General features: G+C 36.4%; 30 protein-coding genes and 2 pseudogenes. 31 read left to right on the plus strand and 1 reads right to left on the minus strand.

Translation table 11 applies throughout. The features are described 5' to 3' along the window. The first annotated feature begins 46 nt into the window (after positions 1–46). The 29 genes and pseudogenes from BN3107_RS04355 (at position 47) to BN3107_RS04485 (ending at position 20,759) form a co-directional block, all read left to right on the plus strand. A complete protein-coding gene (locus BN3107_RS04355; RefSeq protein ID WP_058306406.1) occupies positions 47–391 on the plus strand; it encodes a PadR family transcriptional regulator in 345 nt (114 codons plus the stop codon). Next, positions 378–1,346 (plus strand): permease prefix domain 1-containing protein, encoded by a 969-nt coding sequence (locus tag BN3107_RS04360; protein WP_058306407.1) that lies wholly within the window; start codon positions 378–380, stop codon positions 1,344–1,346. The genes BN3107_RS04355 and BN3107_RS04360 overlap by 14 nt, the downstream gene beginning before the upstream one ends. 97 nt (positions 1,347–1,443) lie before the next feature. Then, on the plus strand, positions 1,444–2,148 hold the full coding sequence (locus tag BN3107_RS04365) for a response regulator transcription factor (RefSeq protein ID WP_058306408.1): 705 nt from the start codon (positions 1,444–1,446) through the stop codon (positions 2,146–2,148). Next, positions 2,145–3,146 carry a sensor histidine kinase gene (locus BN3107_RS04370; protein WP_058306409.1) on the plus strand — a complete coding sequence of 334 codons (1,002 nt, stop codon included), beginning with the start codon at positions 2,145–2,147 and terminating at the stop codon, positions 3,144–3,146. The genes BN3107_RS04365 and BN3107_RS04370 overlap by 4 nt, the downstream gene beginning before the upstream one ends. Before the next feature lie 82 nt (positions 3,147–3,228). Further along, positions 3,229–3,993 carry an ABC transporter ATP-binding protein gene (locus BN3107_RS04375; protein WP_058306410.1) on the plus strand — a complete coding sequence of 255 codons (765 nt, stop codon included), beginning with the start codon at positions 3,229–3,231 and terminating at the stop codon, positions 3,991–3,993. Next, positions 3,968–5,866 carry an ABC transporter permease gene (locus BN3107_RS04380; RefSeq protein ID WP_058306411.1) on the plus strand — a complete coding sequence of 633 codons (1,899 nt, stop codon included), beginning with the start codon at positions 3,968–3,970 and terminating at the stop codon, positions 5,864–5,866. The genes BN3107_RS04375 and BN3107_RS04380 overlap by 26 nt, the downstream gene beginning before the upstream one ends. 195 nt (positions 5,867–6,061) lie before the next feature. Next, complete coding sequence (locus BN3107_RS04385; protein WP_058306412.1) at positions 6,062–6,823, plus strand: metal-binding protein ZinT; 762 nt, start codon at positions 6,062–6,064, stop codon at positions 6,821–6,823. 149 nt (positions 6,824–6,972) lie between these two features. Next, on the plus strand, positions 6,973–7,074 hold the full coding sequence (locus tag BN3107_RS19315; RefSeq protein ID WP_077065050.1) for a YjcZ family sporulation protein: 102 nt from the start codon (positions 6,973–6,975) through the stop codon (positions 7,072–7,074). A 507-nt stretch (positions 7,075–7,581) separates the two neighbouring features. After that, the gene (gvpJ, locus tag BN3107_RS04390) at positions 7,582–7,833 is read left to right on the plus strand and encodes a gas vesicle protein GvpJ (protein WP_058306413.1); all 252 of its coding nucleotides are present in this window, start codon (positions 7,582–7,584) and stop codon (positions 7,831–7,833) included. A 16-nt stretch (positions 7,834–7,849) separates the two neighbouring features. Next, positions 7,850–8,146 carry a hypothetical protein gene (locus BN3107_RS04395; protein ID WP_058306414.1) on the plus strand — a complete coding sequence of 99 codons (297 nt, stop codon included), beginning with the start codon at positions 7,850–7,852 and terminating at the stop codon, positions 8,144–8,146. Beyond that, positions 8,133–8,273, plus strand: coding sequence for a hypothetical protein (locus tag BN3107_RS19755; RefSeq protein WP_156416108.1), 141 nt, complete (start codon positions 8,133–8,135; stop codon positions 8,271–8,273). The genes BN3107_RS04395 and BN3107_RS19755 overlap by 14 nt, the downstream gene beginning before the upstream one ends. A 22-nt stretch (positions 8,274–8,295) precedes the next feature. After that, positions 8,296–8,757, plus strand: coding sequence for a gas vesicle protein GvpQ (gene gvpQ / locus BN3107_RS04400; RefSeq protein ID WP_058306415.1), 462 nt, complete (start codon positions 8,296–8,298; stop codon positions 8,755–8,757). 25 nt (positions 8,758–8,782) lie between these two features. After that, positions 8,783–9,046, plus strand: coding sequence for a gas vesicle structural protein GvpA (gene gvpA / locus BN3107_RS04405; protein WP_058306416.1), 264 nt, complete (start codon positions 8,783–8,785; stop codon positions 9,044–9,046). A 49-nt stretch (positions 9,047–9,095) separates the two neighbouring features. After that, positions 9,096–9,362 (plus strand): gas vesicle protein GvpO, encoded by a 267-nt coding sequence (gvpO, locus tag BN3107_RS04410; RefSeq protein WP_058306417.1) that lies wholly within the window; start codon positions 9,096–9,098, stop codon positions 9,360–9,362. Positions 9,363–9,383: 21 nt separating this feature from the next. Then, a complete protein-coding gene (gene gvpN / locus BN3107_RS04415) occupies positions 9,384–10,289 on the plus strand; it encodes a gas vesicle protein GvpN (RefSeq protein WP_058306418.1) in 906 nt (301 codons plus the stop codon). A gap of 18 nt (positions 10,290–10,307) precedes the next feature. Further along, entirely contained in the window at positions 10,308–11,075 is a 768-nt protein-coding gene (locus tag BN3107_RS04420; protein ID WP_058306419.1) for a GvpL/GvpF family gas vesicle protein, read from the plus strand. Between the two features lie 4 nt (positions 11,076–11,079). After that, the gene (locus BN3107_RS04425; RefSeq protein ID WP_058306420.1) at positions 11,080–11,334 is read left to right on the plus strand and encodes a gas vesicle protein GvpG; all 255 of its coding nucleotides are present in this window, start codon (positions 11,080–11,082) and stop codon (positions 11,332–11,334) included. A gap of 12 nt (positions 11,335–11,346) precedes the next feature. Continuing rightward, positions 11,347–12,153 carry a GvpL/GvpF family gas vesicle protein gene (locus tag BN3107_RS04430; protein ID WP_058306421.1) on the plus strand — a complete coding sequence of 269 codons (807 nt, stop codon included), beginning with the start codon at positions 11,347–11,349 and terminating at the stop codon, positions 12,151–12,153. A gap of 10 nt (positions 12,154–12,163) precedes the next feature. After that, complete coding sequence (locus tag BN3107_RS04435; RefSeq protein ID WP_058306422.1) at positions 12,164–12,430, plus strand: gas vesicle protein; 267 nt, start codon at positions 12,164–12,166, stop codon at positions 12,428–12,430. Next, complete coding sequence (locus BN3107_RS04440; protein WP_058306423.1) at positions 12,396–12,680, plus strand: gas vesicle protein K; 285 nt, start codon at positions 12,396–12,398, stop codon at positions 12,678–12,680. Before BN3107_RS04435 ends, BN3107_RS04440 begins: the two co-directional genes overlap by 35 nt. Before the next feature lie 23 nt (positions 12,681–12,703). After that, on the plus strand, positions 12,704–13,015 hold the full coding sequence (gene gvpJ, locus BN3107_RS04445; RefSeq protein ID WP_058306424.1) for a gas vesicle protein: 312 nt from the start codon (positions 12,704–12,706) through the stop codon (positions 13,013–13,015). 16 nt (positions 13,016–13,031) lie between these two features. Beyond that, positions 13,032–13,610, plus strand: a complete 579-nt coding sequence (gene gvpT, locus BN3107_RS04450) for a YtxH domain-containing protein (RefSeq protein ID WP_058306425.1) — start codon at positions 13,032–13,034, stop codon at positions 13,608–13,610. A gap of 5 nt (positions 13,611–13,615) precedes the next feature. Beyond that, positions 13,616–14,016 (plus strand): annotated as a pseudogene (gene gvpU, locus BN3107_RS20260) (gas vesicle accessory protein GvpU). 191 nt (positions 14,017–14,207) lie between these two features. Next, a complete protein-coding gene (locus tag BN3107_RS04460) occupies positions 14,208–15,062 on the plus strand; it encodes a DegV family protein (protein ID WP_058306426.1) in 855 nt (284 codons plus the stop codon). Positions 15,063–15,309: 247 nt separating this feature from the next. Next, positions 15,310–16,767 carry a PepSY domain-containing protein gene (locus BN3107_RS04465; RefSeq protein ID WP_058306427.1) on the plus strand — a complete coding sequence of 486 codons (1,458 nt, stop codon included), beginning with the start codon at positions 15,310–15,312 and terminating at the stop codon, positions 16,765–16,767. Positions 16,768–16,918: 151 nt separating this feature from the next. Further along, positions 16,919–17,725: a MerR family transcriptional regulator gene (locus tag BN3107_RS04470; protein WP_058306428.1), complete on the plus strand. Its 807-nt coding sequence runs from the start codon at positions 16,919–16,921 to the stop codon at positions 17,723–17,725. Continuing rightward, positions 17,722–19,449 carry an ABC transporter ATP-binding protein gene (locus BN3107_RS04475; RefSeq protein WP_058306429.1) on the plus strand — a complete coding sequence of 576 codons (1,728 nt, stop codon included), beginning with the start codon at positions 17,722–17,724 and terminating at the stop codon, positions 19,447–19,449. The genes BN3107_RS04470 and BN3107_RS04475 overlap by 4 nt, the downstream gene beginning before the upstream one ends. A gap of 38 nt (positions 19,450–19,487) precedes the next feature. Next, the gene (locus tag BN3107_RS04480) at positions 19,488–20,081 is read left to right on the plus strand and encodes a hypothetical protein (RefSeq protein WP_058306430.1); all 594 of its coding nucleotides are present in this window, start codon (positions 19,488–19,490) and stop codon (positions 20,079–20,081) included. A 54-nt stretch (positions 20,082–20,135) separates the two neighbouring features. Then, on the plus strand, positions 20,136–20,759 hold the full coding sequence (locus BN3107_RS04485; RefSeq protein WP_148434665.1) for a hypothetical protein: 624 nt from the start codon (positions 20,136–20,138) through the stop codon (positions 20,757–20,759). 74 nt (positions 20,760–20,833) lie between these two features. Here BN3107_RS04485 and BN3107_RS04490 read toward each other — a convergent pair whose 3' ends face one another. Then, complete coding sequence (locus BN3107_RS04490) at positions 20,834–21,262, minus strand: pyridoxamine 5'-phosphate oxidase family protein (protein WP_058306432.1); 429 nt, start codon at positions 21,260–21,262, stop codon at positions 20,834–20,836. Between the two features lie 231 nt (positions 21,263–21,493). Here BN3107_RS04490 and BN3107_RS19760 point away from each other — a divergent pair. Continuing rightward, positions 21,494–21,655: pseudogene (locus tag BN3107_RS19760) on the plus strand (gfo/Idh/MocA family oxidoreductase); the annotation flags it as partial. Between the two features lie 33 nt (positions 21,656–21,688). After that, the gene (locus tag BN3107_RS04495) at positions 21,689–22,735 is read left to right on the plus strand and encodes an NADPH:quinone oxidoreductase family protein (RefSeq protein ID WP_058306433.1); all 1,047 of its coding nucleotides are present in this window, start codon (positions 21,689–21,691) and stop codon (positions 22,733–22,735) included. Positions 22,736–22,782: the final 47 nt, after the last annotated feature.

The raw sequence follows: 22,782 nt of genomic DNA on the forward strand, positions 1-22,782 counted from the left end.
AATTACTACGACAGGTGAAGTAAGTTTTGAGAGGAGGATTATCTTTGTGATAAGTAGTGATGTGATTCGTGGATACAATGATACCATCATTCTTTATTTACTTTTAGAAAAGCCATCCTATGGATATGAGATTTCTAAAAGAATTAAGGAGCTATCTGATGGAAAGTATGTAATAAAAGAAACAACTTTATACTCAGCTTTTAATAGATTATTAAAGAAAGGATACATTGAGTCATTTCATCAACAACAGACATTTGGAAAAAAAAGAACTTATTACAACATTACGGAAACAGGATTAGAATATTATCAGGAAAAGTGTTATGAATGGGAACTGACAAAAGAAGTGATAAACCAATTTATCAAGGAGGATTTTGCTAATGGAGACGATTGAAAATTATATTGATAACATGTTTGCTTCACTTCCGAAAACAGAAGAAATGAAAGCATTACGTGATGAAATTTTGGCGAATATGGAAGAGAAGTATTATGAACTGTTACAAGACGGGAAAACGGAGAATGAAGCAATTGGTATTGTGATCGCTGAATTTGGTAATATCGATGAAATTATGGAAGCATATGATATTTCCCGGGAACAAAAGCAAGAATCAAAGAAATCACTATCGGAAGAAGAGGTTGATGCATTTCTTCAGTCCAATCGAATAGCAGCCAAATGGATTGGCTTAGGTACACTGCTATGTATTTTAGGATCGGCCCTAATTGTCCTGTTTACTGGATTTACTGAGTTTGGTTATATGGGCACCGGTATAGCTCTAACTATAGGTATTAGTTTCTTTTTATTAGTAGTAGCGTTAGCGGTTGGTTTGTTTATCTATGCGGGGATGAAGATGAATAAGTGGAAATATGTATATCAGCAAATAGATGTGGAACTACCTAGGTACTTAAAAGACAAAATTGCAGCAAAAAAACAGAAGGAACACCCGAAGTTTGTAACAGCTATTATAGTTGCTGTTGTTCTGATTATTTTGTCACCATCGATTCTTCTCATCACTATATTGATAAATGAAAGTATGGTTATCTTTGGGGTAGTGATATTGTTAACAATCGTAGCGTTTGCCATTCACATACTGATTTATTTTGGTATGAGTCGAAGTGCGTATTCAAAACTCTTAGAGAAGCCTCTACTAGATAGAAAAACAGCTCAAAAACATAATCGTTTCGATGATGCCATTGCAACCATTTTAATGCCTTTAGCTGTGATTGTCTTTTTAATTAGTGGTTTCATATATGACATGTGGCGTATTAATTGGATTGTGTTCCCAATAGCGGCCTTATTAATTGCGATATTTAGTGGATCCTATTCGTTGTTCTCAAAACATCGTTCATAGTTTAGTAGGAGAGGGTTCTCTCACAATTCATCTGTCCAAAACATGTTATGATAGGCATATACGATACAAAGATAAAGAAAAGGTCGGTGAAATATATATGACAAAAATCATGATAGTTGAAGATGATAGGAAAATCGCTGACTACTTAGGTTCCTTTATAGATAAATATGGATACCAATCTGTGATTGCTACTGATTTTGAGGAGATAATGACTACTTTTCGAGAAACAGCACCCGATCTGTTGCTACTCGATATTAACTTACCTAGTTATGACGGATATTATTGGTGCAGACAAATTAGAAAAGAGTCGATTTGTCCAGTGATTTTCATATCAGCTCGCACAGGGGAAATGGATCAAGTCATGGCACTCGACAATGGAGGGGATGATTTTATTACAAAACCTTTTCACCCTGATATTGTTATGGCAAAAATCCGAAGTCAACTGCGTCGTGCATATGGTGAATACGCAGCTAAGCTAGAAGAAAGAGTACTAACCCAACATGGCCTTACCCTATATCCAGAGCGTTATGAATTGCATTTCAAAATAGGAATAGCACAATTAACTAAAAAAGAAACAGATATCATAGAAAGTTTACTTGAACGCTATCCGCGTGTTGCGGGACGACAAGATTTATTAGAGAAAATTTGGGATGACCAAACCTATGTCGATGAAAATACCTTAAATGTGAATATAACACGAGTGCGGAAAAAATTTAAAGAGCTCGGCGTGGAAGGTGCTGTTGAAACAGTTAGAGGAGCGGGATACCGGTTGAGAATCACCTGGAAAGAGGAAGAAGTATGAAACTATTTTTACGTGAACACTTGTTACTGATTGTGATGCAGCTGATCTTGTGCGTTACAGTGCCACTACTGTTTTGGTTGGATGGCTATCGAGGTGTTGGTGTAAGTATATACGCTGCCTTCCTTTATTTATTTTTTATAACTTTATATCTTATATATAAGTATATTAGTAGAAAAAAATTCTATCAAAGGTTACAGAACCAAATGGGAAATTTGGATGACTCTCTTGAGACTACGGAACAAGCCCCACTCTCACAAGCTCTTGATCAACTCCTATTAGAACAATATCGTCTTTATACCGAACAGCTTCAAAAAGCGGAAGAGAGACAGGATGAACATTTACTTTTTATGGATCGCTGGGTTCATCAAATGAAAACCCCTTTATCTGTTATCGAACTAACGGCACAATCATTGGATGAACCGGAGTCTTCAAGTATGCGAGAGGAAACTGACCGAATGCGCACAGGATTAAATACGGTGCTTTATATGGCTAGACTTCGAACGATTACCGAAGATTTTCACATTAAACCTGTCCACCTTTCTAAGCTGATAAATGAAGTCAATCAGGAAAATAAGCGTTTTTATATACGCAATGAAGTATATCCTCAACTAAGGGAAGAGCAACAAGGCATCACGGTCGAAATCGATGAAAAATGGCTCTTTTTCTTATTAACTCAACTGATACATAATGCTGTAAAATACTCTACTGGTAAAACAAAGCATCTTGAAATTGCTCTTTATCAGAGATCTTCAAAAGCGGTGTTAGAAATTCAAGATTTCGGAATTGGAATTCCAGTTGCCGATCAAAAACGAATTTTTAACAAATTCTATACCGGTGAAAATGGCCGGAAATACCGGGAATCAACAGGTATGGGGCTTTATTTGGTAAAAGAAGTTGCAGAAAAGTTAGAACACAAGTTGGAATTAGATTCAATAGTCGGAGAAGGTACGACCGTTCGAATTGTTTTTTCCCGTTCGCAAAACCTTACAAAGATGTAAGCTTCGTGAAAGCATAATCGATAGTTTGCCGAAACATACTTAAGCTATACTTTTAAATAGAAGATTTGAGAGGAGATTGATTATGCTTAAACTTACAAAAGTAAGTAAGGTGTACGAGGGAAAAGTAGCTTATCGTGCACTAACAGATATCGATTTAGAAGTAGAAAAAGGTGAATTTGTCGCCATAATGGGTCCATCGGGAAGTGGTAAGACGACATTACTTAATATTATTTCCACAAATGATCAACCAACAACTGGAAACATAGAAATGGAAGGGAAGAATCCATTAAAACTGAAAAAAAATGCGTTAGCTAAATTCCGTAGAAATCAATTAGGATTTATATTTCAGGATTTTAACTTACTGCATACGTTGACGGTCGAGGAGAACATCGTCCTGCCCCTTACCTTAGATGGTACGAGTGTAAGAGAAATGAAGAAAAGAGCAGATCAAATTGCTGAGAGTCTTGGTATCTCGTCGATCATGAATAAACGAACAACCGAAATATCAGGTGGTCAAATGCAGCGGGTAGCCATTGCAAGAGCGATGATTCATGAGCCTAAATTACTGTTAGCCGATGAGCCAACAGGTAACCTTGATTCAAAATCGTCCGAGGATGTAATGAATATGCTTGTGTCAATTAATCAGAAGGAACAAACAAGCTTGTTAATGGTATCCCATGATGCACAAGCTGCAAGCTATTCAGATCGCGTCATTTTTATCAGAGATGGGAAGCTTCACTCAGAAATTCACCGTGGAGAGAGTAGACAAGCGTTTTTTCATAAAATAATTGACATGCTTTCGCTGATGGGGGGCGACGGTAATGACTTTTCGTCAGTTCGCTCTTAATAATGTACTAAGGAACAAGCGACTTTATATTGCCTATTTCCTCAGTAGCATGTTCACCGTGATGGTGTTTTTCACCTTTGCTATCTTTGCCTTTCATCCAGCGTTTTCAGAAGGGTCTATTAATCAAAATGCATTGTTTGGAATGGCTGTTGCTGGAAGCATTATATATGTTTTCTCATTCTTTTTCGTTCTATATTCGATGAGTTCTTTTTTACAGTCAAGAAAGAAAGAGTTTGGTTTGTTAATGATGCTCGGAGCTACCAATAAACAAATCCGGTTAATGGTATTTTTGGAGAATATTATAATTGGTTTTATTGCCACTGTTGGGGGTATTCTGATTGGCTTAGTATTCGCTAAAGCGATTTTATTAATTGCTGAAAATGTTCTGATCATTAGTGAATCACTGGATTTTTATTTTCCAACATTGGCAATTACGATTACGTTTGTCAGCTTTATTTTTCTGTTTTTCTGTATATCCTTGTTTGTTTCTTTTATTCTGCGTACGAATAAATTGACCGAATTAATTAAAGGAGATAAGCAGTCAAAAGGAGAGCCAAAAGCTTCCATTATTCTATCGATCATAGCTGCAATTCTGCTTATTGCTGGTTACGTCACTGCCATAAGTGTGAGAGAAGCTGCTGTGGTTTTTGCGATGGTTCCAGTTATTTTAGTTGTGACACTTGGAACTTATCTCTTATTCACACAACTTAGTGTGTATATTATTCGTCGCATGAAAAGTAACAAATCGATCTTCTGGCGAAAAACGAATATGCTCTTATTTTCTGATCTATCTTTTCGAATGAAAGATAATGCCAGGACATTTTTTATGGTCGCCATTATCTCTACAGTTGCTTTTAGCGCGATAGGTTCATTGTACGGATTTCATTCGTATCTTACGAAAGGTGCAAAGGATATGAACCTATATACCTTTACGTATTCGCCATGGAAGGATGATAGTGAAGAAGTGATTGAGGGAGATATTCGTAAAATCAACACTGTTTTAGAGGAGGAAAATATCGAAGCGCAAATGGGTAAATTGGAGTTAAACTATTATGAGCTGTCTGAGCAAATTAATAGTGTACTTATTATAAGAGCTTCTGATTATAATTACTTTGCGTCATTGATCGAAGCGAAAGAACTTCATCCGGAACCAAACAAAGCGATTGTAGTTGAACAGAGTGATGCTATGATCTCACAGGGAACCAAGGCGAGTGAAAGATTGATGGAGTCAAAGATCACATTGGAAGATGGAGAAAAACTGGATCCCAGTCATGTAGTATCGACTTCAGTCATGTCGGAGTACAGTGCCTATTATGTGATTAACGACAAAGCCTACGAAAAGCTCGAAACACCGGTAAATACTGACTGGAGGGCCGTATGGAAAGCAAAAGAAGGGCAAACCGATCAAGTGATTGAAGCTGGAAGGAAATTAAATGAACAATTACAGTATAAAGCATATTCTGTTGACTATACCCTTTATGAAATTGAAAAAGCGTATGGACCGATATTATTTATTGGATTATTTATTGGAATTGTCTTCTTTGTTTCCGCTGGCAGCTTTCTTTACTTCCGGTTATTCACTGATTTGGATGAGGAAAAGCGCAAGTTCCTTTCGATTGCCAAGATTGGTTTGAAAGAATCTGAGTTAAAAAAGATCGTAAACAGGGAAATTGCCATTTTATTCTTCTCGCCAATTGTTGTCGCACTAGTTCATGGAGCCATTGCGCTGACTGCATTATCTCATTTGTTTGATTACAACTTAATGGTCGAATCTGCCCTTGTATTAGGAAGTTTCGCGATCATTCAAATTCTTTATTTCACTATTGTACGATATTTTTATGTGAAACAGGTGAAAAGAATGGTATTTAAGTAAGCGGGATTCTTAGATAAAGGTCGATTAATATCTACTAAAAATAATATGTAGCCCATCATCCGTTAGAAACCATGGATGATGGGCATTTTTCAATTATTTTATAAATGTTTACCAAATATTTCTTGACGATCCTTCTATTAACATATATAATCATAAAGCGTAATGATTACGATTTAAGAAAAGGAGAATGTAATGATGAAATTTTCATTGGTAAAAGGGTTTAGTTTCGTAGTATTTGGATTAATGTTGTTAGTTGGGTGTCAGAATTCAGATGCTGCTAATGAGCAATCTGAGGAAAATAATGTGGACGCAGAAGAGACGCATGATCACAGTAATGAAACTGAAGAGGATAACGCGCATAAACAGGAGGAAGAATCTGAACATGACCACGAACATGATCATTCACACGATGAGGAAACACAAGAAATTTATGATGGTTATTTTGAGGACAGTCAAATAGAAGATCGCGAGCTTTCCGATTGGGAAGGAGATTGGCAATCAGTCTATCCTTATCTTCAAGATGGGACACTAGATGAAGTATTCGAACATAAAGCAGAACATAGCGATGAAATGAATGACGAAGAGTACAAGGAATATTATCAGATAGGATATGAGACAAATCTAGACCGAGTAGTGATTGAAGAAAATCTTGTGTCATTTTTTGAAAACGGAGAAGAAAATTCTGCGGAGTATACGTATGATGGGTACGAGATATTAAACTATGAAGCTGGTAATAGAGGGGTAAGATTTATTTATGAACGAGTAGAAGACGTGGAAGAACTTCCGCAATATATCCAATTTAGTGACCATAGTATTTTTCCGACTAAAGCAGACCATTACCATCTCTATTGGGGAGATGATCGAGAAGCTCTTTTAGATGAAGTGACAAATTGGCCTACTTATTATCCAACAGAAATGGATGGACGTGACATTGCCCATGAGATGATGGCACATTAGGGCTGTTACATTAAAACAACATAGTGTAAGAAACAAAGGGTATTGTGTACATACTACAATAAAAAAAGCATGGATACGTACAAACGCCCTTCCGTTTATGTTAATAATTAATATGTTACTAATATAACGGTTGAAAGGAGGCAATATCGATGAGTGAAAGTTATGGTTCAGGATTTACATTGATTGTAGTTTTGTTTATTCTTTTAATTATTGTAGGGACTTCGTATGCAGGTGGATACGGCGGATATTAAATTTTTCTGGTAATGATAGGGCGGAAACAAGTAAGTGGTATATTACAATTTCGACCTGTTTATAATAAGGCAGCTTAGATAACAGGTCTAAAATAATAATTGGAAATCAGTTAAAACACGTGAAGTATATATTGCTTCACGTTTTTTTAGTATTGATACATAACTATAAGGCAAACGATTCGAACTTTATATTCACTAATACCCTCCTGATAAATCTGTTCTCCATTTATTCTCTCTTTCCACTCTCTTCAGACTTTATGAAACAAATAAATAATAAAAGTAAAGAAATTGTAATAACTCTTACAGAAAAGTTTAGTTTAACAAAGATATCCATGATATATCTTACTTCTTCTATTACAAAATATTTCTAGATTGTAAAAATGGATGGAATAATTACCATTTATCTTCCTCTTCTATCCAACCCATGTTTTAAAGGGTGGTTTAGCGTGGTAGGGTTAACTAACTTTGCAAATGGTAGTAGCCATTTTAGCTAAGGAGGTATTGCTTATGAGTATACAAAAGACAACGGAAAGCTCTAGTTTAGCCGAAGTGATTGACAGAATCCTGGATAAAGGAATTGTCATCGATGCTTATGCAAGAGTTTCTCTTGTAGGAATTGAGGTGTTGACTGTAGATGCCAGAATCGTCATCGCAAGTGTTGATACTTGGTTGAGATATGCAGAAGCAGTTGGATTGCTTCGTGATGAGGCATTGGAAGAAGGTAATTCTAGTAGAAGTAAAGCAGAATTAGCGATCTAATGAGAGGAGGTTACTCATGGCAGGTCAAGAGATTCAACAATCAATTGATCAGAACAGTGGTCAAGGTTCAATGGGATATATCTTAATGGGTGGAGTTGTAGGAGCTGGTGTTGGATTATTATCGAATCCAGGAACTGCTCAGCAGCTTTACCGGAGAGTTCAAAACTCAGAAACCGGGCAAATAATTGCAAAAGAATTAGGTAGAAATGTCCAACAACTGATTACCCATCAGGTGATGGCAGTAGTTCAACATTCAACACCTGATTACTTGAATAAGGCCAAAAAAAAGACTTACGGGCATGTCTTCCAATGAATCGGATCAGTCAGAAAATGAAGATAACACACAATATGAAATGGTAAAACAAGAAAACAAGCAAATTAATCAACGTTTAGATCAAATAGAGAAAAAGTTAGATGAGCTTCTCCATGTAAATGATTAGTCAAAGATTAAAGGAGGATGCAATGAAAAATAAACCTATTAAAAAAACGGCCAAAAAAGTAGCAAAAAAAGCTTTCGAAAAATCACCGGAGCCTTTAAAAGAAAAGGCCAAAGACAAAATGAAAGAAATGGCAACAGAAAAAATTGAAGAGAAAGTACAAGATAAAGCGAAACACGCCTCTGCTAATTTGCGAGAAGCAAAGGCTCAAAATGCCGAAAAGGTGCATGGTAATGCAGAGGAAGCAAAAGAGAAGGTACAAGATGTATTATTGTCTGTAAGAGAAAAATTAGCAAAAGTGAAAGAGGCGGGGAAAAACTTTCAGGAGGATATTTCCTCAAGTAATAAAAGTAACAAGGTAAAAAGCTACCAAGATGTTAAAGGTATCCAACATATTAAGAGCTCAATGGATATTAAAGGAGCAAGTGATATTAAAAGTTCGACAAGAATTAAATCATCTAAGGATATCAAAAAAATAGGCTCTTAAAAATTTTATTAAAGGAGAATGAATTATGGCTATTCAGAAGACGACAGATAGTTCAAGCCTAGCAGAAGTAGTAGATAGAATTTTAGACAAGGGTATAGTAATCGATGCATTTGCAAGAGTCTCAGTGGTAGGAATTGAAATATTAACGGTTGAGGCACGAGTTGTTATTGCAAGTGTCGACACTTGGTTGCGTTATGCGGAAGCTGTTGGTCTCTTAAGAGATGAAGTGGAAGAAGAAGGATTACCTTCACAGCAAAACGAACGAAGGGAAACGCCATTTAGCTTTTAAAGTGAAGGGCTTCTATAGCCCTCACTTACTCATTCGAAGGAGGTAACACATGAAAATTAAAGAAATAATGAAGAATATCAAGGACTTCTTTCAAGAGAATATAGCCCATCCACATAAAATTACTTCAGTAGAAAAGCTTGAAGAAGGTGGTTGGAGAGTGCAAATTGAGGTGTTGGAAGAAAAAGAATATATGAAGAAATACGCTAAGGATGAAATGCTAGGAACATATGAAGTTTTGCTAGACGATGATAAAGAAATTACCTCGTATAAGAGACTAGAGCTTCGTTACAGAAGTGCGGTTGGAGTAGAGGGTTAGAGTTGATGGAGGGAAGAGGAGATGACTGTTTTAAGTGAGAGAATCACAACAAATGATAATGCTTTTATTCAAGATGAGTTTACGAAATCACTCCTATCAAGATCCTTAAAGTATGTTAAAACAGGATATCCTGTCCACTTTATTGGTCCCTCTGGTTCAGGTAAGACTTCGATCGCTATTGCATTGGCAAATAAACTAAAACGGCCTGTTATGTTGATGCATGGTAATCATGAATTGGACAATAAAGATTTAATTGGCAGCTTTAGTGGATATACGAGTTCAAAGGTAGTGGATCAATATGTCAGATCTGTCTATAAAAAAGATGAAACCGTAACGGAATCATGGAAAGATGGTCGTTTGCTTGAAGCGGTGAAGAATGGATACACGCTCATTTATGATGAATTTTCCCGTTCACGTCCAGCGACCAATAATATTTTTCTATCCATTCTGGAAGAAGGGATATTGCCTTTATATGGATTAAAGTCCAACCGACCGTATGTAAAGGTTCATCCTAAGTTTAATATAATATTTACTAGTAATCCAAATGAATATGCAGGGGTCTACCAAACACAGGATGCCTTGTTAGATAGATTGATAACCTTATATGTTTGTTATAAAAGTAAACAGGAAGAAACATTTATTTTAAGTGAAAAAATAGGTATTGAAGAGAATGAAGCTACTATCATTTCGAGTCTGGTGCAGGATGTACGAAAAGAATTTCATGAAAGACATGGAGCACCTAGCATCAGAACAACGATTCAAATAGCAAAGATAGCGAAAAATGATGACATACCTATCAAGGGATCAAATCAGGACTTTCTGCAGTTGTGCATTGATTTGTTAAGTAATTCTGTTGTTCAAGGTCTTGAGATTACTTACGAAGATGCAAGTGATCTTATTCGAGAGTTATGCAAGAAAACTACGTAACATAAAGGGGTATAGACTATGTCAGAACAACAAGAAAATGGTATATATATATTCTGTGGAATTCAGACAGATGTAAAAGAAGATTTCGGAAATATTCTACTAGAAAATGAAGAGAGACCTACCTTCACGATCCATTATAAAGATGCAGCTATGGTTGCAGCTCGGGTCCCGATTAAAATTTATCATCCAAATAAAGAAAATCTGATGATGCACCAAAACCTAATTTCTAAGGTTATGGCAGAAAAAGACACGGTTATTCCTATCAGTTTTGGAAATGTGTTTCAATCAGTCGAGGATGTAGAAGTTTTACTGGAAAATCTCTATCCACAATTAGAAGAGCTTTTTCCCGCAATTAAAGGGAAGATGGAGCTAGGACTAAAGGTTGTTGGAAAAACAGATTGGCTCAAGTCGGAGGTTCATGCTAGTGAGAAAGTAGAAAAGTTATCAGAACAACTTCGAGGTAAAACAGTAGACGCTGGATACTATGAACGGATTCAGCTAGGTGGAGCAGCACAGGAGATCTTTTCTTCTATAAGTAAAGAAATAGAACAGGATGTTTATACTCCTCTTGAATCGAATGCCGAAGCATCAAAAATAAATGATCCAGTTGGCGAGAAAATGCTACTGAACGCATCTTTTTTAGTCGACCGTAACAACGAAACAGCATTTGATCAATTGGTAAATGAAGCACATGAAAAATGGAAGGATAAAGTAGACTTTAAATATAGTGGTCCGTGGCCAGCGTATAATTTTGTTAATATTCGATTGACAGTGGAGGAGAGTTAATCAAATGTTGCACAAAATTGCTACAGCACCTATCAATGTCTTAACCAAGATCGGGGAGAAGGTAAAGGAAGAGGTGGATAAAGAGTGGTATGATATTTCAACCATTCAACGAAAGCTTGTCCTCTTACAAACGATTTATGAGCAAGGGGAAATAACTGAAGCAGATTATCAGAAACAGGAAGAGGAGTTAATGGCTCGCTATGAACGAGCTAAACGGATCGAAATGGAACAATGGCAACAGATGACCGAAAGGAAGTAATGAGGTGAGATTGTGGAACAATTAATTTATCTATATGGTTTTATCCCAGAAAATGAATCAAAGGAAAAACCATTACCAAAAATCAACGGCTTTGATGACAAAGAAAGCATCTACACGATTCCAGTCGGATCTATGGAAGCGGTAGTTTGTGGCCTTAACGAAAGTGAGTTTTCTGAGCAAGTATTGCAAGAAAAAACCGAAAATGATATGGATTGGCTTCAACAAAAGGCTCTTCATCATCATCAAACCATTATGGATCTCAATGATACGTATACCTTAATCCCTTTACAGTTTTGTACGATTTATAAAAATGAAGAAAGACTCTATCAGACAATAGAAACTAAAAAGGAAAAGATGAAAAATACCTTAGAAAATTTGAAAGAAAAAGAAGAATGGAATTTGAAAATCTACTGTGCTGATCAGCAGTTAAAAGCAGATATAAGTCAGCATAGTTCCACGATAGAAGCCAAGAAACAAGAAATCAATCACCTATCACCTGGACGTCGATTTTTTGAAATGAAAAAAATGGACAGTTTAATGGAAGAGGAATTGGAAAAGGAAAAACATCAGATTTGTAAAGAAGTTCATGAGCAAATGAATCAGTTTGCCCTAGAGTCAATTATTAAGAAAAATTGGAATAAAGAAATGACAGGACGCAAGGAGAATATGTGCTGGAACAGTGTATATTTTCTGGAAAGACCAATGGTTGAATCATTAAAAGATAAATTGGTACAAATTGAAAAGTCGGTAGATAAGAGAGGCTTTACCTTAGAATTATCGGGTCCTTGGCCAGCCTATCATTTTTCCGATTTAAAGTGAGGGAATCATCATGCCGATAAAGGAATCTGTCGAAAACAAGGATATTGCATTGATTGATATTTTAGATGTGATCCTGGATAAAGGAATTGCTATAAAGGGAGACTTAATTATTTCCATTGCGGGAGTAGACCTCGTCTATTTAGATTTAAGAGTGTTGATTTCTTCTGTAGAGAAACTTGTACAATCTCGTGAGAGTAGTATTACGTCTGAGCAATTTGATAATCAAAGGAGGGAACTGTCCCATGCAACCAGTGAATCAGAAAGATGGCCGGATTAATCTAGATCCTGATAATGCCGAAGAAGGACTTGCACAGCTTGTAATGACAGTAATAGAGCTATTGAGACAAATAGTGGAAAGGCATGCCATGAGGAGAGTGGAAGGTGGCAATTTAACAGAAGAACAAATAGAGAACTTAGGTGTTGCGTTAATGAACCTAGAAGAAAAAATGGAAGAGCTAAAGGATGTTTTTGGTCTTGATGCAGAGGATTTAAATATTGACCTGGGACCTTTAGGAAACTTGATGTAATGAAAAACTGGAGGTGAATGGCTATGCCAGTAGAACACCCAACCCAATCCAATACGATTGTTGATGTATTAGATAAGATATTGGACAAAGGCGTGGTGATAGCAGGGGATATTTCGGTAGGAATAGCTGATGTAGAATTGTTAACGATCAAAATAAGGTTAATTGTAGCCTCGGTAGATAAGGCGAAGGAAATAGGTATGGATTGGTGGGAAACAGATCCTTATCTCAGTTCTAAAGCTAATGAAAACACGAAGGCATTAGAAGAGGAAAATAAAATGCTTCATGAACGATTAAATCAGTTGGAGAAAACGATGAAGACAACTACTAATAACTAATTGAGGAGTGGTGATCATGAGAGAAGAACAATCAGGGAACGAAAACAACAAAGCCCCTATCAGAAGAGCTGTCACGGGTGGAGTGGTAGGAGCGACAATTGGATACCTTGCAACACCTGAAAACAGCAAAAAACTTATTGCACGTATCAATGACACGCAATGGAAAGAAAAAGGAAAGAATTTAGGGAAAGCAACAAAAGGAAAGGTATCAAATTTAAAAGAAGCAGGAAAACAAAAAACGCAGAATGTTTATCAGCGTGTAAAAGATTCTACGGTCTTTACAGATGAGAAAAATGATCAAGCAAATGCTGATGGTGAGGTAACCACTGAACTAGTAGATGAAGAAAGTTATTTAGAATTGAAGGAAGAAAATAGGGAATTGCAAGAAAGGTTGGAATATCTGGAGGAGAGATTAAATCAAATTTCCATAGCTAAAGAAAAAAATACTTCCACTAAAAAACAAAGTAGTCAGCAATCTTCCAGTACTAAGAAGCCTAAAAGTAAAACAACGAATAAAACCAACAAAAAAACTGAATCGACTGATACATCTGTTTCTAATAATGATGACACAAAATCTGAAGAGAAAGAGGAGTGATATCAATGAGTGCTGATACAATTCTTGGTTTTTTTGTACAAGCTACGAATAAACATGATTTCAACCTGGATATTACGCTAAATCTCAATGGAGCACTTGTTTCGGGCACAACGATTTCAGCCCAGGAATACTTTGAAGAATTAAGTGATGCCTTTGAAGATGGGAATGAAATATCAAAAAAATCAGTGAACAATTAGCGCAGGCAAGTCAAGATGCTGAAACAAATACAAATGATTCAGCAAGCTTCATTCATTTAAAAAATACAAAAGTGTATTGTGGTGACAGTAAATCAACCCCTTCTAAAGGTAATATACTCTGGAGAGGAAACTTAAATGAAATTGACGGCTTTTTTCTAGGAAAGATAGCGGAATCTAAATCAAGTTCAAATACAAGAAATGCTAAATAATCTTGCACTAGTGCAAGTAAATAGATCTAATTAGAATTATTAATCTAATTAGATCTATTTTTGGTTAGGATGTTTAATGCAGGTAATTTGCTATCCTTTTACATATCTTTTTATATTTTTCTGGCAGATATTAGATATTCATGTATAGTAAGAGTAAGAAAAAATTAAGCAATTAGAAAGGAGCCTTTAAAATGAGTAAAATTATTTTAACGACTGAAAGTGGAGCGGATTTACCAGAAGGTGTTACTGAGCAACAACTTGTACAAGTGGTTCCGATGCACGTGATTATGGATGGTAAAGATTATTTAGATGGTTCCTTACCGGTGGAAGAGATCTATGACTTTTACGACCGAACGAAAAAAATCCCTTCCACCACAGCAACTAACGTCCATGAGTATCAACATTTTTTTCAAAATATTCAAGCAAACAATCCAGGTTGCGTGATTGTTCATATCGGTTATACCTCAAAAGCATCATCTTCTTTCCAAAATGCCGTGATTGCTACCGAAGAGTTGGAGAATATATTTCTAATTGATGCCTTAAACGTCACTGGAGGATTAGCAGCTATTGTAATGTACGCTGTGAATATATTAGAAAAAGAACCTGGGATAGAACCAGAAAAGTTAGTTAAGAAAATCGAATCCATCGTAACAAAATCAAGACTTGCCTTTGTTCCTGGTAGTTTAGAATTTTTGAAAGCGGGTGGAAGAGTCAGTAATATAGCTTATCTTGGCGGGGCTCTGTTAAAAATAAAACCATGCATTGAATTAAAAGATGGTAAGCTGGTTTCTACTAAAAAATATCGCGGTAAAATGAGTTTTGTTACTGAAAAACTGATCCAGGAGTATTTCAATCAATATCAACTTGATAAGGAACAGTTATATCTAATTTATTCGATTGGCTTAGATGAACAAATCAAGACGAAAATGACCGAAATTGCAAAAGAAAATGGATTTGAGAATATCACATGGATTCAAGCAGGTGCAATGATATCTACGCACGCTGGTCCAGGGGGATTTGGTGTTGCGGGAATTGAAAGAGATTAGAAAATGCAATTTTTTATAACAAAGACTATAGATAGCTTTTACTCCTTGATTATATGGGCGTGAAGGCTTTTTTTTTTTGATTTTAACTACGGTGTAAACGTTCGTAACATCCCCATATAAGGAATCGAGCTTTAGCAAAGAATCTAAGTAGGCGATAAAATCTCACTTTATGTAAAATGTAACCTTTTTGTAAGTAGACTCGTATAACTATCAATTCACCAAAATATCTTTGAAATGGAGCGAAAATATGAAAAATTTAATAAAAAAATTACAGCCATTCGTATCAGAAAGTAATGCAATTGAAATAGCAACTGATGAAGATGGTTCACAGATAGTAGACTCAGTGACCAAAGAGGAATATGGTGTAGTTTTACTAAATGATGAAGGACAATTTGAAGGTTATGAGTCCTATTCTTTCTATGATGAAGATGAAATGGAAGAAACTTTAAGTGATATACCTGTAAACACTAATGAAATAATGAGGCTATCACAACTTTTTGTTGATACTTTCATTGATCGAGAAGTACAGTTTAGTATGTTGAACGAATTTACGGATAATACTTATATGGTAATCTATGAGGAGCGCGATCCAAAGCTTAATATTGCTATTCCTCATACAGGATGCACTCTGCATTTTACAAGAAATGGGGAGTTAACTTCAGCTACGATTGGTCAAACAGATTTTGTCCTCGAGTATCCAACCATTGAAATTTCTAAGGAAGAAGCAAAAGAGCGATTAAGATCAGCTGGCTATCTTCAACTCGCTATTGATCTACCTGATGAAGATGAGAAAAATTACGGAGATGCGATGCTCGTTTACCGTACAAATGATGATTTAATGTCAGTCAGTGTGGATGGCAAGGTGGAGTCCTTATATGAATTTATGGATACGGAAATTAAGCCTGTGCACCGTATTGCTGAGACAACACCGACAGAAACAATAGAAGAAATGTTACATGTACATGCTGGCTTAATGAAAAAGCTTGGGGAGGATGACTCTGAAATATGGGTTGATCCGACGGTACCCATGGAAGAAGAAGCTATAATTTCTATTTATAATAATGAAAAGGGTCATTTTAGTTATTCTAATCTTCCGTACGAAAATAATGAGGAAGACGCTAAATTATCTCTAGGTCAATTGCAAGAGAGAGCCGAAAAGTTTTTGGAGTTAGTAGTTGGTAATGTTCATGAGAAGTACGTAATAGAGGAGCCTTATGACCCAAGTGAGGATTTGACTGAATTCGATGAAGAATTGTTTGAAGAGGAGATCGAACAAGGAGAGTCAGAAGATTTTGAGGAGGAAGAATGGGAGGAGTTACCTGATCCTGAACCAACATCGATGTTTACATTTTACAAGGAATATCAGGGGATAAGATTAAATGGGTACGAGGCACATGTTCATGTAGGAATTTACACAGGCACTATTCGTGAATGTTCTGTTACCAATTTGACAGAAAAACAACTATACAATCTTTCACAGTTAAACCTTTCCCCCACTCTAACGATGGAAGAAGCTGAGCACCGTTTCTTTAGTGAAGTGGAGATGACATTATCTCGTTCTGTGAAAGATCTTGATGATGTCACATACTACACGCTTTCTTATCTTGTTGACTTTCCGAAAACGGGCGGTCATATTGAAAAAATAAACGCTCATACTGGGGAAGTTACTTATGTGGATACTGGGATCATAAAGGAAAATGACTAATAATGATAGAAAGCCAACTCTCAGTGGAGTTGGCTTTCGCTTTCATAATCCTATCTCTACAGACGATTCCACATAAATTATAAAACACTTGCACCTAACGTTACGTGAGGTGATATGCTATATTTAACCAATAGAGAGAGGAGTGAAATCTGTGGAGACAGAAAGCTTTACGGTAAGTGAATTCGCCTCATATACAGGAGTCTCGATACGCACCTTGCATTACTACGAGGAAAAGAATCTTATGCATCCGCATCGTGATAGAAAAACAGGCCACCGTATCTATAGAAGAAAAGACGCTATTCGACTGCATCAGATCACTATTCTAAAATCATTAGGCTTTCCATTAAGCGAAATCAAGCAATACATACAATCTGATAATATGGATTTAGGCTTTAGGGATACCTTGAAAATACAAGAAAAAAAGTTGAAAAAGGATAGGGAAAGAATTGACACCTCATTGGAGATCATTCATCGAACCGTCCATTTAATCGATCAGGAAAAGGAAATAGACAGCACCTTTCTATTCAGTTTAATAGCTGGAATGCAAACAGAGAAACAGCAGAGGGAAATTTCCAAGTCGATTTTAAAGGATGAGGCTTTAGCAAAGATATTCGATGTTACGCTCTCGGAAAAAATGCACTCGGAGCAAAAACTGTTGAATCTTTTCAAAGAAGTGAAGCGGTTGGCTGGTAAACCTAGTGACCATCCTGAAGTAATTAGGATGTTAGAGAAACTACAAACCTATCTATTTGAAACGCTTGAACTTCAGGATTATCAAGAATTAACACAAATCTTTACTATCGATCTGGAAGAAGAGGAGAATCAAGAGAAAATTAATCAATTTTTAAAGGATTGGGATAAGCTGATGTATTTGCCATTAACAAAACAAGAAGAAGCATGGCTGGATCAGATAGTAGCAGAATTTTTCAATCAAGAAGAAAAAGGAGATAATTTATGAATAATCAATCAGTGAAAGCCTTTATGTCGCTTATTTTTTCATTAAAGTTGCCAAAATTAATATTAATCCTCGGTCTGGCAGGTAGTGTTCTGACCACCTTAGTCGGTTTAACTATTCCATTACTGACAAGAGAATTAGTTGACGGCTTTTCTATCGCATCCATTAGCCTTGGATTTATTGCCCTCATCGTGGGAGTTTTCGTGATCCATGCCTTAATTGATGGCTTTTCTGCATATGCCCTTTCCTATGTAGGCCAAAAAGTGGTTGCGGGTTTACGAGAGGTGATCTGGTCGAAAATGATTCGGTTACCTGTTCGTTACTTTGACCAGCAGCCAAGTGGTGAGTCGGTTAGTCGTGTCATTAATGATACCGGGATTGTGAAAAATCTGGTTTCACAGCATTTCCCTCAATTCATTTCTGGTCTCATTTCGATTTTGGGGGCAGTCATTATCTTGTTCATTATGGATTGGCGTATGACACTGATGATGCTGATTGCTGTGCCATTAACGGTGCTTGTAATGATGCCATTAGGTTCAAGAATGTCAAAAATATCCCGTAATCTGCAGGATCAGACAGCCAGTTTCCAAGGAGAAATCCAGCAGACAGTAAGTGAAATAAAATTAATGAAATCATCGACAGCCGAGGATATAGAATTCCAAAAAGGAAATAAAGGCATCCGCACGCTACTGAAAACAGGCTTAAAGGAATCGAAAATATTCTCTGTCATTGCTCCTTTTATGTATATGGTCGTGATGCTGGTAATTGTGGTGATCATTGCCTATGGTGGGATTCGAGTAGAAGAAGAAACGATGTCGACAGGATCATTGGTGGCCTTTTTGCTTTATTTATTTCAAATTGTTTTTCCGATCACAAGTTTCGCCATGTTTTTTACTGAGCTTCAAAAGGCAAAAGGTGCTACAGGACGGATAATGGAAATACTTGATGAAGAAGTGGAAGAAAAGCAACAGGGAGCGGATCTTATGATTGAAGGTTTGCCTATCACCTTTGATAACGTAGATTTTTCCTATGATGAAGATGATTCCATTATAAAGAATATGTCTTTTTCGGTAGCTTCTGGAGAAATGATTGCTTTTGCAGGACCGAGTGGAGGAGGAAAAACTACAGTATTTGGCTTGATTGAAAGATATTATAATCCAACAAAAGGTCAAGTTTTGATTGGAGAAGAGTCTATTAATTCTTTATCATTACGAGCATGGCGTTCACAACTAGGTTATGTGTCACAAGAAAGTTCGATGATGTCTGGTACGGTGCGTGAGAATCTGACCTATGGATTAACAAATGCTGATCATGTTTCTGAGGAAGAGCTTTGGTCTGTTGCTAGAATGGCATATGCCGAACAGTTCATTCAAGAGCTTCCAAAAGGATTGAATACAGAAGTTGGCGAACGAGGCACGAAGCTTTCAGGTGGACAACGGCAGCGAATCAATATTGCTCGTGCCTTTCTGCGTAATCCTAAGTTGTTATTACTAGATGAAGCAACAGCCAGTCTTGACAGCCAATCCGAGCAAGTTGTCCAAAAAGCGCTGCATCGGTTAATGGAAGGAAGAACCACCTTCGTGATTGCCCACCGACTTGCAACAATCGTTCATGCTGATCAAATTATTTTTATTGAAAATGGTGAAATTACTGGAAAAGGGACACATCAGCAACTTTTAGAAACTCATGCATTATACAGATCTTTTGCTGAGCAGCAATTAACTTAAGTTATCTCTTTCAGAAAAAGTATAGCTTGCAGTAAAAGTTGTGGTATAAATTATGTAAGTGGGAGGTTATCGATATACAAATAGAAATTATACATGATAACAACTTGGAAATAGATTGGTTTCACACAACAGGTCAATACGATAAATTTTTTGTAACAGTGGATGAGGATGACTACACAAAGGCAACTAGTGAGCTAATGCAAAAACTGGCTGTTAAACTGCTCTCGTTTCCTTTTTATCTTCATTTTGAAGGTTACGATGACACCATACTTGAAACACTTAAGCAAGGAAAATGTTTCTCGATTAAATATAGAGATTCAAAAAGAAGAATACTGACTTACTCCGATGGAAAAAATTATCTCGCTGAAGTTCCCGGCTATACGGTGAAAATAAAAGATGAGTTGCAGTTAGACGCAGTATTTTGTGATTGGTTTGACTTAGCATGTGCGAATAACATGTGGGTGATAACGAAGAATTCTAGTATAAGTTATATTAAAAAGTATGCCTTCTTCACAGATCCGTTAATATTATTTACAAATCATGATGCATATGGTTTTACTCTGTTAAGTCAAAGTAAAAATCTCCAAACCGTTAAACAAGTTTTCGATTTTGTTAGAAGTGTGGAAAAGTAATGAATTGGAAGGGTTCTCTGTAAGTCTGCAGGAGATTAAAATAATAGGATGTGGATGATGAGATATATTACTGCTTTTTTTATTAGTTTAGTAGCATTTTTTGTATTGGGATATTTTAATCTGAATAATATTTTTACGATAGTTTTCGTGGTTCTACTAATCTTAGTCATTCTTTTAGCTCCAATGCTTTATACAACACTTTGGCAAACAGATGTTGATAAATTAGAACGATTTTTGTTGAAAAATAAAAAAGACCCTAACTTTTACATTATATATGCTTTAGCAAATAAGTTGGATGACAAAGTAGAAGATTTAACAGAAACACTTTTGCATAAGTATAAACAAGGCTCACGCCATGCGTCATATCGAGTCGTACGAGCTTTGTATTTTGAAAATTTGCAGGAAGCAAAAGAACATGTTACACATATTAACCATTCTGAATATAGCTTGTACTATCAATCTTCTATCCTGATGGAGGAAGGTGATTTAGATAAGGCAGAAGCTTTAGCGGAACAAATAAAGACAAGGTGGAAGAAGTATGCCTTGTTAGCAGAACTTGAGCGAAAACGAGATAATATAGAAAGCGCTAAAAACCATGCACTTCAAGCAAGAACAAGTTCAAGAGGACTGCAAAGGTATGTATTGCATAAGACGTATGAGCGGGATTTTGGTTTGTAAACATGGTTCACTAGTTAGATAAAAGAAAAAACGTGCTACTATTGACATTTCATCAACAGTAGCACTATTTTTTGTTAATCTGTAAAATTGACTGTCTCTGGTGTATCTAGGTTATCATCATTCAATAGCTTGATTTCGGTTGGTGTAATTTTTAACACTGTCAATCTTGGATCTTCTTTAGACTCAAAGAAACTTTTATCCTGTATATTCCATAACCAATCAATTGTTTCCTGATCTTCTACGATTTCTGCTTTTCCGGTAATTTCCACATAACTTCGATTCTTCGTTTCTTCATAACCTAATAAAATATACACATGGGGATTACTTTCTATCTCTTCAACTTTGAAAGAGTCCTTGCTTGTCTTTGTGTATAAAACCTCTTCCTTATTATAAAAGATCATATAGCGGCTGTGTGGCAGATTATCATATGCTGTAGATAGTACACCAACCTTAGACACATCTAAAATCTTTTTGATCTCATCTATAGCTTTTACCTTATTCATTATATCACCTCTCTTTACCATCTTCCCTGTGAAAAGGCCACTGAAACATGGGGAAGGTCTGTCAATACACTACATTATCATGCAACAATACAATAAATAATATTCAAGCATGATTGAGGCGATAATGCTAAACTATATAGTAAATACAAATAATAAAAACAAACTTCATATTGCTTTAATTAAAAAAAGAGGAGGCGCACATTCACGGGTTTCAAAAAAGTTCGTTGGGGAATAATTGGCTGTGGTGACGTAACAGAAGTAAAGAGTGGTCCTGCTTTTCAAAAGGTTGATGCAGTGTATATTGCCACACCACCTGGCATGTATGTAGAATATACGTTAAAGGTGGCCGAGGTAGGAAAGCTTGTTTATGTCAAAAAAACAATGGCAATTAATTGGATCAATTAATAATAGAAAGGAAGATGAAAAATGCCAGATACATTTAGGGCACTAGTTGTCGATAAAAAAGATCAAGAATTTTCCGTAAAAGTCAATGAACTATCCTTTGGAGATTTACAAGAGGGAGAAGTACTAATCAGAGTACATTATTCTGGGATAAATTATAAAGACAGCCTTGCTGCACATCCAGATGGTAAAATTATAAGAGAGTATCCTGCAATACCTGGCATTGATTTAGCAGGTGTTGTCGTTTCATCTGACGATCCACAGTTTAGGGAGGGAGATGAAGTCATTGCAACAAGCTATGAGATCGGTGTTTCCCATTTCGGGGGATATAGTGAATATGCGCGTATCCCGGGAAAGTGGATTGTTCCGCTGCCGGAAGGTCTTTCTCTAAAAGAAGCAATGATCATCGGTACTGCAGGATTCACGGCGGCATTATCTGTTCAACGCTTGGAAAAAAACAATCTGACACCTGAAAATGGCAAAGTGCTTGTAACAGGAGCTACAGGTGGTGTAGGAAGCTTTGCAGTATCGATTTTAGCTTCACTTGGTTATGAGGTGGAAGCCAGTACAGGTAAAGACGCTGAACATGACTATTTAAAAAAGCTTGGAGCAGATACCGTTATTTCTCGTGAAGAGGTATATGATGGAGAATTAAATCCTATTAGAAAACAAAAATGGGCAGCAGCTGTTGACCCTGTGGGTGGCGAACCTCTTGCATCTCTTTTAACTCAAATTCAATACGGTGGCTCTGTTGCTGTTAGTGGATTGACTGGTGGAACTGAACTGCCGACTAGTGTTATCCCATTTATCTTGAGAAACATAAATTTATTAGGCATTGATTCTGTAAACTGTCCAATGGAGACGCGAGTAAAAACATGGCAACGTTTCGCTAATGATATCAAGCCAGCAAATTTGGAAGAGTTTGTGGCAGAAGAAGTTAGTCTAGAGCAACTTCCTGATGTTCTTCCTAAATTACTGAAAGGGCAAGTAAGCGGGAGAATGATTGTGAAAGTGAAACATGGGGACGGTTCGGGACCAGTGAAAAAGTCACCGAATTCCCCTGTATTTTAAAAAAGTCATTAAATAATAGATTTTTGTGACATTTTAATAAGATATGT

Origin of the sequence: Gracilibacillus massiliensis (genome assembly GCF_001458115.1) — a bacterium.
In the GTDB taxonomy this organism is placed as follows: Bacteria; Bacillota; Bacilli; order Bacillales; family Amphibacillaceae; genus Gracilibacillus; species Gracilibacillus massiliensis.